The organism is Flavobacterium dankookense (assembly GCF_004362665.1).
Lineage (GTDB): Bacteria > Bacteroidota > Bacteroidia > Flavobacteriales > Flavobacteriaceae > Flavobacterium > Flavobacterium dankookense.
The window spans coordinates 36,166-52,063 of record NZ_SNXR01000014.1 but is presented as its reverse complement, the minus strand read 5'-3'; the positions used below and the strand labels follow the sequence as shown (position 1 = coordinate 52,063).

Genomic DNA, 15,898 nt, shown 5'->3' with positions numbered 1-15,898 from the left:
TGAACTGGCTTTTTGTTTGATTACCATCTACATTCGTTGGGTGATTTTGTTTGTATTTTTCTAAAATTTAAATACTTATAGTATTTTTTTGAATTCTTAAATTCTGAAGTTCTAAGGTCGTCAAAATTATATTGTTTACCTTTATAAATAAGCTTACAAGCAATAGGTTTGTCAAATTTTTTTGCCCAATAATTCACTAGAAAACGAAATTCAGCTACTGGAATTTTATAACCATCATATTTTTCTCTAACGAATGGATTATTCATAGAGATGATATAAACGTAGTCTTCTTCAAAATCAAAAAGCTTGGTTTTTTTGGTGTCAATTAAGTAGTGATTGTTGAGTTCTTTTTCCGTCACTAAATTACTGAACATAGTCAGGTTTCCAGCATTTCCTAATCCAATGTAGGTTTTCAATGTCCAAAAACTGAGTAGTAAAAAAGTAATGATTAACGGAATTGTATAGTTTTTTTTGAACAAAAATTCTTTGGGTTTATTGTTTTTTAAATAAATCAATCCAAACGTAAGGTAACCAATTGCAAAAATGACTCCTTGAATAAAACGATGTTTGTAAACGATGATAGCTGAATATTTCAATAAACCAAGACAAAGCACAGCTAAAATTAGAAATGTCAAATAGAATTTTAAATAGTTAATCACTTGTTTTGGAATTTCTTTTCCCTCAAAATCATGAATACAACCTATCAATAAAAATAAAGCCAAAGCACTAAAATCTGCAAAAACGGAAAGCGATAAATAGCCATGAAATAGTAAAAGTGCTAGAACAGTATATTTTCTTGTCTTGACAGAAAGAAGTCCAAACGGAACAATCATTTCTAAAATAATGGCAATAAACTGAAAAGTTCGAGAAAGTGAACTACTAATTTTAAAGTCAGAGTTTAAAATATTTGAAATCGTATATTCATTAATTTCATTAACACAACTAACACAAGGGTTAAAAAAATCGGTATTGAGTTTATGAAATCCTGAATAGAAATAAATACTAAAGGTTGCAATTCGGAATAAATAAGAAATAAAATTGGCTTCAATTTTTACTTTGAATTTAATCCATTTTAAAAAAATCCAACTGACTAATAAAATAGAAATTACCAATAAAAATGTAGAATGATTGCCTATTCTAGGAAACACAAGGACAAGTGATGAAATGGCGATAAAAGAATTAAAAATGACTGACCACCATTTTTTATAATCAATAATAGTAATGATTAAAAAAGTCAACAAACCCAACATGATTAATGGGTTTTTATAAATCAATTTGTGAAAATTCATCACAATGGTACCATTAAAAATTGCGAGTAAAAACAAATAGTTTTGATTTAATTTTAAACTTTCTTCAAGTTTTTTTATAAATGTCATTTGTCAAATTTTAAACTAAAGTAATAAAAAAAACCACTTCTAAGAGTGGTTTTTTGTAGATGCTTTTTTGAAAAAAGTATAAATTTAAATTCCAAATGCTGCTTTTACTTGGTCAACATAATCTAATTTTTCCCAAGTAAATAATTCAACAGTTACTGTTTTATTTTCTCCATTTGGTGAATTGAAAGTTTTTGTAACCGTTTCTGGCTTTCTTCCCATATGTCCATAGGCAGCAGTTTCGCTGTAAATTGGATTTCTCAATTTTAAACGTTGTTCTATAAAATAAGGACGCATATCGAAGATAGCTTCTACTTTTTTGCTGATTTCTCCGTCAGTTAAGTTTACTTTTGAAGTTCCATAAGTAACAACATTAATTGAAGTTGGTTTTGCAACTCCAATAGCATACGAAACCTGAACTAAAATTTCATCACATAAACCTGCTGCAACTAAGTTTTTAGCAATATGGCGTGTTGCATATGCTGCTGAACGATCCACTTTACTTGGATCTTTTCCAGAAAATGCACCACCACCATGAGCGCCTTTTCCACCATAAGTATCCACAATAATTTTTCTACCAGTTAAACCAGTATCTCCGTGTGGTCCACCAATTACAAACTTCCCTGTCGGGTTAATGTGATATGTAATTTGGTCATTAAATAAATGAGCGTATTGTGGATATTTTGCTTTAATTCTAGGAATTAAAATTCCAACCAAATCCGATTTGATTTTAGCCAACATTTCTGCTTCTGGAGCAAAATCATCATGTTGAGTAGAAATTACAATGGCATCAATTCGTTGAGGTTTGTTATCGTCAGAATACTCTAAAGTTACTTGCGATTTTGCATCTGGACGTAAATAAGTAATTTCAGAATTCTCTCTTCTTAAGTTTGCTAATTCAATTAACAAAGCATGAGATAAATCCAATGCCAAAGGCATATAATTTTCAGTTTCATTTGTTGCATAACCAAACATCATTCCTTGATCTCCAGCACCTTGTTCTTCTTTGCTTGCTCTATCAACACCTTGATTAATATCAGCAGATTGTTCGTGAATAGCAGATAAAACACCACATGAGTTAGCTTCAAACATGTATTCGCTTTTTGTGTAACCAATTTTTCTAATTACTTCTCTAGCAATTGATTGAACATCAAGATAGGTGTTTGATTTTACTTCACCAGCCAAAATTACTTGACCGGTTGTAACTAAAGTTTCGCAAGCAACTTTTGATTCTGCATCAAATGCTAAAAAATTATCAATTAACGCGTCTGAAATTTGATCTGCTACTTTATCAGGATGTCCTTCACTCACAGACTCTGATGTAAATAAATAAGCCATAGTTATAATTTATTTTTAAAATTAAATTTTGGGAGGAAAACGAAAATCGAAAGAAAATACTAAAGAAGAATTTCTGCTTTAGCATTTTTTAACGAGGTTGCAATCAGTTCAAATTTTTCCTCTTATTTCGGGTGCAAATGTATAAAGACTATTTCGAATAGAAAAATCAATTTTACTTTTTTTATTTTTTTAACGCTATTTTCAAAAATCTAAATACGTAGTATTTAAATATATAATCAAAATTTTTAAATGTTAAATTTTCATTTTCGATTTGGTTAATTCAAAAATAGTTCAGAAGTTTGCTTCATCAAAAACAAAGAAAAAATGATTTTAACGATTTGCAATATGTGTTGTATGATGTGGAAACTTCCGCAGAGAACTTCTATTGCATAATTTTAAATTTTTAAAATATATCCAAATGAAACCTCTGCAAAACGCAGAGGTTTTTTTATTCCAAATTTTAGATAAAGCTCAAAAAATTAAATACTAGTAAAAACATACTTTACTTTAAAAATATAAAAATGATAACAGTAGGGAAAAATATGATGATGAACAAAATGATGCGCATGATGATGTGTTGCATTTATATTCCCTGTTGCCAAAAGCATAAGACTTAATCGTAGTTATATCTATATTTTAAAAGTCCTTTTGGTAGCCATCCAAAAGGACTTTTTTTATTCAATAATGTTTGTCACACTGGTATTTCGACTAAGCTCAATATAAACTAAAGTCGAAGTGTTTATTAAAAAAATAATAATAATCTAAAATTCTAAAAAAATGAGTACACAAAAATTTTCAACAAACGCACTTCACGCAGGACACGATGTTACTAAAAACGCAGGAACTAGAGCTGTCCCAATTTATCAAACATCATCGTATGTTTTTAACAATTCAGACCACGCAGCCAATCTTTTTGGACTTGCCGAAGCTGGATTTATCTACACAAGATTAAACAATCCAACCAACGACATTCTAGAACAACGTCTAGCAAAGTTAGAAGGTGGAATTGGCGCAGTCGTTACCGCATCAGGAACAGCTGCCATTGCAACCACATTTTTAACTTTATTAAAAGCTGGCGATCACATCGTTGCATCTAACAGTTTGTATGGCGGAACATACAATTTACTAAAAGTAACTTTACCACGATTAGGCATCACAACAACATTTGTTGATCCTTTAAATCCTGAAAATTTCACAAAAGCATCGCAAGAAAATACAAGAGCGTATTTTGTAGAAAGTCTAGGAAATCCAAAACTTGACGTACTCGATTTAGAAGCCATTTCTAAAGAAGCAAAAGCGTTTAAAGTACCTTTTATTGTAGACAATACTGTGGCAACGCCTTATTTGTTAAACCCAATTAATTATGGTGCAGACATCGTTATTCACTCACTTACCAAGTACATCACAGGAAACGGAACATCACTTGGTGGCGTTATCATCGACGCTGGAAACTTCGACTGGAGCAATGGAAAATTCCCAGAATTCACAGAACCTTCAGCTGGATATCATGGCTTGAAATACTACGAAGCACTTGGCGCAGCATCATTTATTGCCAAAGTAAGAATTGAAGGTTTGCGCGATTTTGGTGCAGCTTTAAGTCCGTTTAACGCTTTTCAAACTATTCAAGGATTGGAAACTTTAGAAATCAGAATTAAAAAACATTCCGAAAATGCTTTGGCTTTAGCGCAATGGTTGCAATCTCAAGAAGAAGTGGCTTGGGTAAATTATCCCGGTTTAGCAACTTCGAAATACAAAGATTTAGCTGATAAATATTTGCCACAAGGAAAAAGCGGCATTGTAACTTTTGGATTAAAAGGCGGTTTTGATGCGGCGAAAAAAGTAGCTGATGAAACCAAATTATTCTCGCTTTTAGCCAATATTGGTGATACAAAATCATTGATAATTCATCCAGCAAGTACCACACACCAACAATTATCAGATGTAGAACAAGAAACAACAGGAGTTTCCAAAGATTTAATCCGTCTTTCAGTTGGTTTAGAAGACATCGACGATTTGAAAACCGATTTGAAAGCGGCATTTTCAAAAGTAAAATCACCTCAGGTTATCGTATAAAAGTTATTGATTTAGGTTTTGTTTGTTTGTTTAAGATTGTCTTCAATCATCTGGTTGAAGGCAATCTTTTAAAAAAAAGGGAAGAATTGCTTAAAAATAAAAAAAATGAAAAAGTTAGAAAAAATCGACCTCTTTAATTTTGATTTAGAAATCGGAAAACAGAAACCTTACCTTCCGTTGTTCTATCAAACTTTCGGTCAACCTATTGGAACTGCTCCAGTTGTGGTTGTAAATCATGCTTTGACAGGAAATTCTAATGTTACGGGAGAAAACGGTTGGTGGAACGATTTGATTGGCGAAAATAAAATCATCGACACCAATCATTTTACCATTCTTGCTTTCAACATTCCAGGAAACGGATATGATGAAAACTTTGGAAATCTAATTTCAGATTATCGTTATTTCACCCTTCGTGATATGGCCAAAATCTTCTGGAAAGGTTTAGATTTTCTTCAAATTTCAAATGTCTTTGCCGTAATCGGCGGAAGTCTTGGCGGTGCAATTGCTTGGGAAATGACGATTTTAGAACCAAACAAAATTCAAAATCTAATTCCAATTGCCACCGATTGGAAAGCCACCGATTGGGTTATTGCCAATGTCTTAATTCAAGATCAAATTCTAAATAATTCCGATGATCCTATTGCCGATGCACGATTACACGCAATGCTGTTATATCGAACGCCAAAATCCATCAATCTGCGATTTCAAAGAAAAAAAACAAACGAGATTTTTCACATAGAAAATTGGTTAATCAATCACGGCATCAAACTCAAAAATCGTTTTAGATTATCGGCTTACAAACTGATGAACCATTTGCTAAAAACCAATGACATTACTCGCGGCAGAAAAGATTTTTTGTCTATAATCAAGGAAATTCCAACCAATATTCAAATCGTTTCGGTCAATACCGATTATTTTTTCACTGCTGACGAAAACCGAGAAACCTATCAAAATTTAAAATCAGTCAAGGAAAATGTTTTTTACAGCGAAATAAATTCCATTCATGGTCACGATGCATTTTTAATTGAATTCAATCAATTAGCCCAAATTTTAGAACCTATTTTTAACAAACAAAAACAACAAAATTATGTCAACGCTTAGAATAAATGTCATCCTTTTCGGCATCGGAAATGTCGGAAGCACTTTAATAAACCAAGTCATAGAAAGCCAAAAATTCTTCCTAGAAAAAAGAAATATCGATTTGCGTTTCCCAATAATTACTAATTCAACACTAGCTTTCTTCGAAAAAGAAGGCGTAAAAAATCAATGGGAAGCCAACTTTGCCCAATCGGCAATTCCGTTCAGAATAGAAGATATTATTGATTATGTGCAAGAGCAAAATCTCGAAAACCTAATCGCTGTGGATGCTACAGCAAGTTCCGAAATAATAAAAAGCTACATTCCGTTAATTCAAAACGGATTTAATATTGTTGCTGCCAACAAAAAAGCCAACACATTACACCTCGATTTTTACAACGAATTAAGAAGAAATCTAAAAAACTTCGACAAAACATTTCTATACGAAACCAATGTTGGAGCAGGTTTGCCAGTAGTTCAAACCATTAAAGATTTGCATTTTTCAGGAGAAAAAATCACCAAAATTCGTGGTGTTTTCTCAGGTTCATTAAGTTATATCTTTAACAGATTTTCTTCCGAGCAAACGCCTTTTTCAAAAATTTTAATCGATGCCGAAAAAAATGGATACACCGAACCCGACTCGCGCGAAGACTTATCAGGAAACGATGTAGCTCGAAAATTATTAATTCTAGCACGAGAAATCGAACAAAAATTCGAGTTTTCCGACATCAAAATCGCCACACTTTTGCTGCTAGAATTAAATGAAAAACATTCCAAAGCACAATACGCAATCAACAAAACGCTGTTCGATAAACCATTTAATATTGCCAAAATCACACAAGCCGAAAATCACGTTCTTCGCTATGTTGGAGAACTCGATGTAATAACCCAAAAACTTGAAGTCAAACTCGTTTCTGTGCCAAAATCAACCGCTTTAGGTCAGCTAAAAGGAGCCGATAATTTAATCGAAATCTATACAAAATCCTATGGTGAAATCCCAATTGTTGTTCAAGGTGCAGGTGCAGGAAAAGAAGTAACTGCTCGAGGCGTGCTGACCGATATTCTAAAAATTACTGACAAAATAAAAATAAAAGAAACTGTATTTCAATAATTTCATGACCAACTCCAACCACAAAAACCTGCAACACTATATCGTTGTAGGTTTTTATTTTTCACAAACACTTGCAAAATAAATTTCTATACCATTACTTTGCACTGTTCATAAACATATTGATTGTTATCACGAAAGCTGGAGAGATTAGACTCAACGAAAGCTTAGCAACCTATCAACTAGAAAAGGTGCTACATTCTATCTTTATGCTGAATTTTTTTCAGCATCTGTTAAAGCAGATTAATAAAGAACAGATAACCAAGAGAAATTTTTCTATTTTCTTGATAACATAATTTAAAAATTTACAAAAATTATGTCGATTATTCAAGAAGCAATTCAAAATCGTATATTAGTTCTAGATGGAGCAATGGGAACAATGCTGCAACGCAATAATTTCTCCGAAGAAGATTTCCGTGGCGAGCGTTTCAAAGATTTTCCACATCCATTAAAAGGAAACAACGATTTGCTTTCCATCACACAACCCGAAGCCGTAAAACAAGTTCACCGTTTGTATTTTCAAGCTGGAGCCGATATTGTAGAAACCAATACCTTTTCTGGAACAACCATCGGAATGGCAGATTATCATCTTGAAGATTTGGTTTATGAACTCAACTACGAATCAGCCAAAATCGCTCGAGAAGTTGCCGACGAATTCACAGACAAACCACGTTTTGTTGCTGGTTCAATTGGACCAACAAACCGAACAGCGTCAATGTCACCAGATGTAAACGATCCAGGTTTCCGCGCAGTAACGTTTGACGAATTACGAATTGCCTACAGACAACAAGTCGAAGCCTTAATTGATGGAGGTTGCGATGTGCTTTTAGTAGAAACAATATTTGATACTTTAAATGCCAAAGCAGCACTTTTCGCTATCGAAGAAGTAAAAGAAGAACGAAATTTAGATATTCCTGTGATGGTTTCTGGAACAATTACGGATGCTTCAGGAAGAACACTTTCTGGACAAACGGTAGAAGCGTTTTTAATTTCAATTCAACACATTCCATTATTAAGTATTGGATTTAATTGTGCACTTGGAGCTGACCAATTAAAACCCTATTTAAAAAGATTAGCACACAATACACAACTAAATATTTCGGCGCATCCAAATGCAGGATTGCCAAATGCATTCGGTCAATACGACCAAACGCCAGCAGAAATGCAAGTTTTAATAAAAGAGTATTTGCGAGATAATTTAATCAATATAATTGGTGGTTGTTGTGGCACAACACCAGAACACATCAAAGCAATTGCAGAAGTCGCAGCACAATTCAAACCAAGAAAATCAGAATCAGCAGCAATTTAAAATTTGTGAAAATTTGTGAAATTAGCGGTTAAAAAAATAAATGATACTGAATTAAGTCAGCATAAAATAATGTCAAGAACAAACAAAATAAATTTACAACTTTCAGGTCTAGAACCACTTTTCATCACCGAACAATCTATTTTCGTGAATGTTGGCGAACGTACCAATGTTACTGGTTCGCGTAAATTTCTTCGATTAATTAAAGAAGAGAAATACGAAGAAGCACTTGAAATCGCTAGAAATCAAGTCGAAGGCGGCGCACAAATAATAGACGTCAATATGGACGAAGGAATGCTCGACGGTGTGTATGCCATGACCAAATTCCTAAACCTAATTGCTGCCGAACCCGATATTGCTCGAGTTCCAGTAATGATTGATAGTTCCAAATGGGAAATCATCGAAGCTGGGTTGAAAGTTGTGCAAGGAAAAGCCGTTGTCAATTCCATTTCACTAAAAGAAGGAAAAGATGCTTTTATCCATCATGCCAAATTAATTAAACGATATGGCGCTGCAGTAATCGTGATGGCATTCGATGAAGATGGTCAAGCCGATACCTATGAAAGACGAATTGAAATTTGCAAAAGAAGTTATGATATTCTTGTAAACGAAGTGGGTTTTCCAGCTCAAGATATCATTTTTGATCCAAATATCTTTCCAGTAGCAACCGGAATGGACGAACACAAATTAAACGCTTTAGATTTTTTTAGAGCCACAAAATGGATACGTGAAAATCTTCCTTATGCCAATATTTCTGGTGGTGTAAGTAACGTTTCGTTTTCGTTTCGAGGAAATGATACCGTTCGTGAAGCGATGCATTCGGCGTTTTTATACCATGCCATTCAAAACGGAATGACTATGGGAATTGTAAATCCTGAAATGCTTGAGATTTATGATGAAATTGACAAAACACTTTTAGAACACGTTGAAGATGTACTTTTAAATAGGAGAGAAGATGCAACCGAACGACTTTTGGATTTAGCAGAAACCTTCAAAGGCGATTATAAAGTAAACGAAAAAGCAATTGCCGAATGGCGAAACGGTTCGGTTCAAGAACGATTGACACATTCATTAGTAAAAGGAATTGACGAATTTATCGAAATTGATGTCGAAGAAGCGAGAGTAAATTCGGCGAAAGCCATAGAAGTTATAGAAGTAAACTTAATGGCAGGAATGAATGTCGTTGGCGATTTATTCGGAAGCGGAAAAATGTTTTTGCCACAAGTGGTGAAGTCAGCTCGTGTCATGAAAAAAGCAGTGGCGTATCTTTTACCATTTATCGAAGCTCAAAAACAAGGAAAATCATCATCGGCAGGGAAAGTATTGATGGCAACCGTAAAAGGCGATGTTCATGATATTGGTAAAAATATTGTAGCTGTAGTTTTGGGTTGTAATAATTTCGAAATCATCGATTTGGGAGTTATGGTTCCGCCAGAAAAAATTATTCAAGCAGCAATTGAGCATAACGTAGATATTATAGGACTAAGCGGATTAATCACTCCATCATTAGACGAAATGGTTTATTTGGCAAAAGAATTAGACAAATTAAACATCAAAATTCCAATTATGATTGGAGGCGCAACAACTTCTCGTGCACACACAGCCGTGAAAATTGCACCAGAATATAAAGAAACTGTAGTTCACGTAAACGATGCTTCGCGTGCCGTAACGGTAGCAAGTAATTTATTGCAATCCGAAACCAAAGAAGGTTACGTAAAAGCCATTCGTGAAGAATACGACAAGTTGCGTGATGGTTATTTGAACAGAAGTCGTGATAAAAATTTCCATTCGATTGAAGAAGCTAGAAAGAACAAATTAAAATTAGATTGGGATAATTCCACACCAGTAAAACCAAATTTCATAGGAACAAAAACCGTTGAAGTTGAACTTTCTGAATTGGTCGATTTTATCGATTGGACACCATTTTTTAACTCATGGGAATTGTACGGAAAATATCCTGCAATATTAACCGATGAAATTGTAGGCGAACAAGCCACCAACTTATTTGCCGACGCGCAAGAAATGTTGCAAAAAATTGTTTCAGAAAAATGGTTAACTGCCAAAGGAATTCTCGGAATTTTTCCAGCAAATGCCATCAATGATGATGATATCGAACTGATAACCGATAACCGACAACCAATAACTTTTTTAACTTTAAGACAACAATCCCAAAAGACAGCTGGCGCACCAAATATAGCATTAGCCGATTTTATTGCTCCAAAAGATAGCGGTAAACAAGATTACATAGGATGTTTTTGTGTAACAACAGGTTTTGGTGTAGATGAAAAAGCAGCCGAATTCGAAAAACAATTAGACGATTATAATTCGATTTTAATTAAAGCACTCGGAGATCGATTTGCGGAAGCCTTTGCTGAATATTTGCATTTAAAAGTTCGTAAAGAAATTTGGGGTTACGCTTCAGATGAAAATTTAACTAATCAGGATTTAATCTCTGAGGAATATATTGGAATTCGTCCTGCGCCAGGTTATCCGGCTTGTCCAGACCATTTAGAAAAACCAACTATTTGGAAATTACTAAATGTAGAACAAGAAATAGGAGTGAAGCTTACCGAAAGCATGGCAATGTGGCCAGCAAGTTCCGTTTCGGGATATTATTTTGCCAATCCACAAAGCAAGTATTTTGGACTCGGGAAAATTAAAGAAGATCAGGTAATAGATTACGCCAAGCGTAGAGGAATTTCTACTGAAATGGCAACCAAATGGCTTTCGCCGAATATAGCAGATTAAAAACAGTTGTCAGTTCTCAGTTCTCAGTTTTCAGTTCTTTTGGAAACAGATAACAGATAACGGACAACAGACAACTAAAAATTATGAAAGTAACACAGCACATAGAAAACGCCGACGGAAAACCATTATTTTCTTTTGAAATTCTTCCGCCATTGAAAGGACAAAACATTCAGTCAATTTTTGACAGTATTGATCCGTTGATGGAATTCAATCCGCCATTTATTGACGTGACGTATCATCGTGAGGAATACGAATTTAAGGAATTGCCAAGCGGTTTGTTGCAAAAGAAAATTGTAAAAAAACGTCCAGGAACGGTTGGTATTTGCGCCGGAATTCAAAATAAATACGAAGTAGATGCTATTCCTCACATTCTTTGTGGTGGATTTACAAAAGAAGATACCGAGAATTTATTAATTGATTTGGATTTCTTAGGAATTGATAATGTTGTAGCACTTCGTGGTGATGCATTGAAAAATGAAACCTATTTTAAGCCTGAGAAAGAAGGAAATGAATATGCGACCGATTTAGTTTTGCAAATCAATAATTTGAATAAAGGAATTTATTTAGACGAAGACTTGAAAAACTCAGCTGAAACCAATTTTTGTATTGGAGTTGCAGGTTATCCAGAAAAACACATGGAAGCACCAAGTTTAGACAGTGACATTCATTTCTTGAAACAAAAAATAAAAAATGGTGCCGATTATATTATTACACAGATGTTTTTTGACAATAAAAAATATTTTGATTACGTTGCCAAATGCCGTGCAGCAGGAATTACAGTTCCAATTATTCCAGGTTTGAAACCTCTAGCTACTAAGAAACAACTGAATTTAATTCCTCATCGTTTTTCACTTGAAATTCCAGACGATTTAATTATGGAAGTTGTAAAAGCAAAAGATAACGACGCTGTAAAACAAATAGGAATTGAATGGTGTATTGCTCAAAGTAAAGAATTAGTTGCAGCTGGAATTCCGGTTTTACATTATTATTCTATGGGAAAAGCGGAGAATATCAAAGCGATTGCTAAAGAAGTATTTTAATAATCTAATTTGTGTGACTATTATAGTTTTGTTCATTTTTTTCCTTTTATTTGTACCAAAAAATACGTTTTAAATTATAAATCAATAAGTTATGAGATTTTTTTTATGTTGTTTATGTGTGCTATTGCCTTTTTGTGTCCATCCTCAATTAAGTTTAGATACGACATATGCGAATGAAGGAATAAATAATACAGGATTACAAAGTTACAATACCTACACTGGTGGTGGATTAGGAATTTCTAATTCGCCATTTTTTATGGCAGACAACTCAATATTGGTGCCTTATACATTAAATCCGTATTATAGCACACAATCTGTAAATTTAGCACCTACAATTGGCATAAGAAAATATTTAGAAAATGGCACTTTGGACAGTACTTTTGGTACAGACGGTACAGCACTAATTCAAAGTAATTTTTACAGAGACAGATTTGAAGTTTATGGAGTAAACACTGATGCCAATGGCAGAATAATATTAGTTGGTAGAAAATATACTATCGGTGTTTTTAGCCGTGATTATGAAGTTTTTGTGTGCCGACTTAATGCCAATGGTACAAAAGATAACACTTTTGCCAACAATGGATTTTTTATTAGCAACCTTTATTATGAAAATAGTGCCGATACTAACGATGAAAGGTTGTTTGACGTAATTATTGATAGTCAAAATAGAGTAATAGCTGTTGGTTATATATATTGGGACATTGGTGTAAATTTATATGATGGTGCAGCCACGGCAATTAGATTTTTAGAAAATGGAACATTAGATACAACTTTTGCCAACAACGGAATTTTTCAACTGTCTGTAACTGGTGTTGATCTTTTTTCGAGTGTATATCAATCAACAAATAATTCATTATTACTTTTTGGGTCAACAAGTCCATCAAATTCTCAATTGCTGGTTACAAAAATAGACAGCAATGGTGTTTTAGATACATCATTTGGTACAAACGGAAGTGCAACAGTCGATTTTGGAGGAAATACCTCGGCAATGAAGATTTTTTTTGAATCTGATAACTCAATGATGCTTACCGGACAGCGATTATCATCGGGTGTAGCTTTTGCCAAATTAACCGAAAATGGAATTTTAGATACCACGTTTAGCACCGACGGAAAAAATATAAGCGTAATAACCGTTCCGAACCACGAATCTGTTGGTGCTGCAAGTTATCCAGGAATTGGTGCCAAACATATTGACAAATTGCCAGATGGCAAATATATAATCTTAGCGACAGTAAGAACGGGTAATCTTTATAATTATAGTATTGTTCGATTAAATGCTGATGCTACTAGGGACAATACTTTTATGACAAACGGGGTTTATCTTAATGATATTGTAGCATTTGATTGGGCAAGAGCTTTGCATGTTCAAAACGATGGAAAATTATCAGTTTTAGTGGGTTCAACCTTGTTCAAGTATATAAATTTTAGCGTTTTGACTGTTGATGATTTTGAAGAAAAAACTATTACTGTTTATCCTAACCCAACCAAAGAGTTTCTTAACCTTGGGTTTGTTGCAACAAAAACTACGATATTAAACATACAAGGTAAAGCTATAGCAACTCATGCTAATGTTGAAAAAATCAACTTTTCAAATTATCCTAACGGCGTTTATATAGTTAAAATTCTTAAAGAAGATGGTTCAAATGTGTTTAAGAAAGTAATAAAAGAATAATTGAAAAACTTAAAAAATGTTACTAAAACGATTAATTAAATCAAAAAAAAAGTTAAGTAAGGATTAATTTTTATATAAAAATAATCCTTATAATTCGTTTAAATGGACTCATTTTCTATCAGTAATTTCGATTATACACTATTACAAAATCGAAAACAAGTAAATCTCAAAGTTATTGCTTTACAGGTTTTTTAGATATCAATTCTTAATATAATCTGTTATATTTGTGACTTAAATTTTTAGGATGAGGAAGTTTTACCTTCTTTTTTTGTTTTCTTCTTTTTCTATTTTTGGGCAAAATAAGAGTCCATTCACGCTGGATGTATCGCTGTTGAGAGGAAATGCTTTGCCGCATACTGAAGATATGTATCATTTAGTAAATGGTCATCCGGATGGAATAATGATCAATTTTGGCAAAAAAACAGACGGTTCAAAAGAATGGCATCAGGCGTATAATTATCCTGAATATGGAGGTTATTTTTTATATCAAGACTTTAAAAGTCAGCCTTTGGGACAAAATTATGCTGTAGGTGCTTTTTATAATTTTTATTTTTGGAAAAGACAACTTCAATTCAAACTTTCTCAGGGAATTGCAATGACAACCAATCCTTATGACAAAGTGGATAACAGCAAAAACAAAGCATTTGGAAGTAAATTAATGGGAAATACTAATTTCGGATTTACCTATGATAATCAAACACTTTTCAAAAATATTGGATTTCACGCCGGAATTTTATTCACACATTATTCTAACGGAAGAGTAAAATCGCCAAATAGCGGAATAAACACTTATCTATTAAATGTAGGTGTAAATTATAATTTTTCGAAAGATTTTAACCGAATTGCAGATACAACTCAAGTCAAAAAATCATATAAAGAACCAATAAAGTATAACTTTATTTTTAGAACAGGTGTCAATGAAAATCCTATTGTCAATAGCGGACAATTTCCGTTTTACCATATCGGTTTTTATGCTGACAAAAGATTGAATAGAAAAACCGCACTACAATTTGGAGCCGAATTGTTTTTGACAGAATCCATTAAAGAATACATAAAATATTATTCGGTTGCTTATCCAGACCAAAATATTGACGCCAACACAGACTATAAAAGAGTCGGCGTTTTTGTTGGTCACGAGTTATTAATTAACCGAATTTCACTCGAAGCACAGCTTGGTTTTTACGTCTATCAACCTTTCAAAAAAGACATTCCAGTTTATGATAGAGTTGGTATAAAATATTATTTTACCAATAAAATTTTTGGTGGATTTACAATCAAAACACACCTTTTTTTAGCAGAAGCTTTAGAATTTGGCATTGGTTACAGACTTTAAAACTATACTCATGAAAAAGTTATCTTTAGTACTATTTGTATTCTTTATTTTCAACTCCTGTGAAAAACCAAGCGATTGTATCGAAAGTTCTGGAACCATCATAACCAAAGAAATTCAAGTTACTAACTTTAAAAGGATAAAAGTATATCGTGGCATCGAAGTGATTATTACGCAAGGAACAGAATACAAAGTTCAAATAGTTGCTGGCAAAAATTTTATCGATAATATTGAAGTAAAACAAAATGGTGACCAACTTATTTTCAAAGACAATACGAGTTGCAATTGGGTTCGTGATTATGGTCAAACCAAAATTTTAGTTACCACGCCAACACTTGAAGAAGTCTATTCAAAAACCGATAGAAAAATCAGTTCCAATGGCGTATTGACTTTTCCAAATCTATATTTTCTCTCGTTAGACAAAGATGCCGATGGCGAAAGCGGCGCAGGAACAGGCGATTTTATCCTAAACATCGACAATACCGCTTTGACTATTGCCAACAATAATGTGTCTCGATTTTATCTTACTGGACAAACCGAAATAGCCGAATTCAACTTCTATTTTGGTGACGGACGCATAGAAGCTGAGGATTTTTTAGCCAAAGAAATTAAAGTCTATCACCGCGGTTCCAACGATATGATTGTTCATCCAATCGAAAAAATCACAGGAATAATGAACAGCACAGGAAATATTATTCTAAAAAATATTCCACCAATAGTTGAGGTTCAAGAGTTATATCAAGGAAATGTGCTGTATAATTAGAAGCTAATCCTGCTATCCGTTTCAAGTTTTTTCACGTTAAGCTATTTTTGTACGCTAAAAAAAGAGCTTC

Annotated in this window: 11 protein-coding genes and 1 riboswitch; of the genes, 9 read left to right on the top strand and 2 right to left on the bottom strand. The window is 33.4% G+C overall.

Annotation, left to right across the window (positions count from 1 at the left end):
• Window positions 1-20: 20 nt before the first annotated feature.
• Together BC748_RS08760 and metK are read right to left on the bottom strand one after the other, a co-directional pair.
• Window positions 21-1,376 carry a hypothetical protein gene (locus BC748_RS08760; RefSeq protein WP_133533114.1) on the bottom strand — a complete coding sequence of 452 codons (1,356 nt, stop codon included), beginning with the start codon at window positions 1,374-1,376 and terminating at the stop codon, window positions 21-23.
• 84 nt (window positions 1,377-1,460) lie between these two features.
• Complete coding sequence (gene metK, locus BC748_RS08755) at window positions 1,461-2,711, bottom strand: methionine adenosyltransferase (protein ID WP_133533113.1); 1,251 nt, start codon at window positions 2,709-2,711, stop codon at window positions 1,461-1,463.
• 777 nt (window positions 2,712-3,488) lie between these two features.
• On the opposite strand from metK, the gene BC748_RS08750 reads away from it, so the two are divergent.
• The 9 genes from BC748_RS08750 to BC748_RS08715 all read left to right on the top strand — a co-directional run bounded on the left by BC748_RS08750 (window position 3,489) and on the right by BC748_RS08715 (window position 15,828).
• Window positions 3,489-4,784, top strand: a complete 1,296-nt coding sequence (locus tag BC748_RS08750) for an O-acetylhomoserine aminocarboxypropyltransferase/cysteine synthase family protein (protein ID WP_133533112.1) — start codon at window positions 3,489-3,491, stop codon at window positions 4,782-4,784.
• Between the two features lie 105 nt (window positions 4,785-4,889).
• A complete protein-coding gene (locus tag BC748_RS08745) occupies window positions 4,890-5,885 on the top strand; it encodes an alpha/beta fold hydrolase (RefSeq protein WP_133533111.1) in 996 nt (331 codons plus the stop codon).
• Window positions 5,872-6,972: a homoserine dehydrogenase family protein gene (locus BC748_RS08740; protein ID WP_133533110.1), complete on the top strand. Its 1,101-nt coding sequence runs from the start codon at window positions 5,872-5,874 to the stop codon at window positions 6,970-6,972. The genes BC748_RS08745 and BC748_RS08740 overlap by 14 nt, the downstream gene beginning before the upstream one ends.
• A 123-nt stretch (window positions 6,973-7,095) precedes the next feature.
• Window positions 7,096-7,219: riboswitch (SAM riboswitch) on the top strand.
• A gap of 66 nt (window positions 7,220-7,285) precedes the next feature.
• Window positions 7,286-8,278 carry a homocysteine S-methyltransferase family protein gene (locus BC748_RS14310; RefSeq protein ID WP_246014028.1) on the top strand — a complete coding sequence of 331 codons (993 nt, stop codon included), beginning with the start codon at window positions 7,286-7,288 and terminating at the stop codon, window positions 8,276-8,278.
• Window positions 8,279-8,347: 69 nt separating this feature from the next.
• Window positions 8,348-11,023: a methionine synthase gene (gene metH / locus BC748_RS08735; RefSeq protein ID WP_246014027.1), complete on the top strand. Its 2,676-nt coding sequence runs from the start codon at window positions 8,348-8,350 to the stop codon at window positions 11,021-11,023.
• An 83-nt stretch (window positions 11,024-11,106) separates the two neighbouring features.
• The gene (metF, locus tag BC748_RS08730; RefSeq protein WP_133533109.1) at window positions 11,107-12,063 is read left to right on the top strand and encodes a methylenetetrahydrofolate reductase [NAD(P)H]; all 957 of its coding nucleotides are present in this window, start codon (window positions 11,107-11,109) and stop codon (window positions 12,061-12,063) included.
• Window positions 12,064-12,154: 91 nt separating this feature from the next.
• Window positions 12,155-13,735, top strand: a complete 1,581-nt coding sequence (locus BC748_RS08725) for a T9SS type A sorting domain-containing protein (protein WP_133533108.1) — start codon at window positions 12,155-12,157, stop codon at window positions 13,733-13,735.
• A 244-nt stretch (window positions 13,736-13,979) separates the two neighbouring features.
• Entirely contained in the window at window positions 13,980-15,068 is a 1,089-nt protein-coding gene (locus BC748_RS08720) for an acyloxyacyl hydrolase (RefSeq protein WP_133533107.1), read from the top strand.
• A 10-nt stretch (window positions 15,069-15,078) separates the two neighbouring features.
• Window positions 15,079-15,828, top strand: coding sequence for a head GIN domain-containing protein (locus BC748_RS08715; protein ID WP_133533106.1), 750 nt, complete (start codon window positions 15,079-15,081; stop codon window positions 15,826-15,828).
• Window positions 15,829-15,898: the final 70 nt, after the last annotated feature.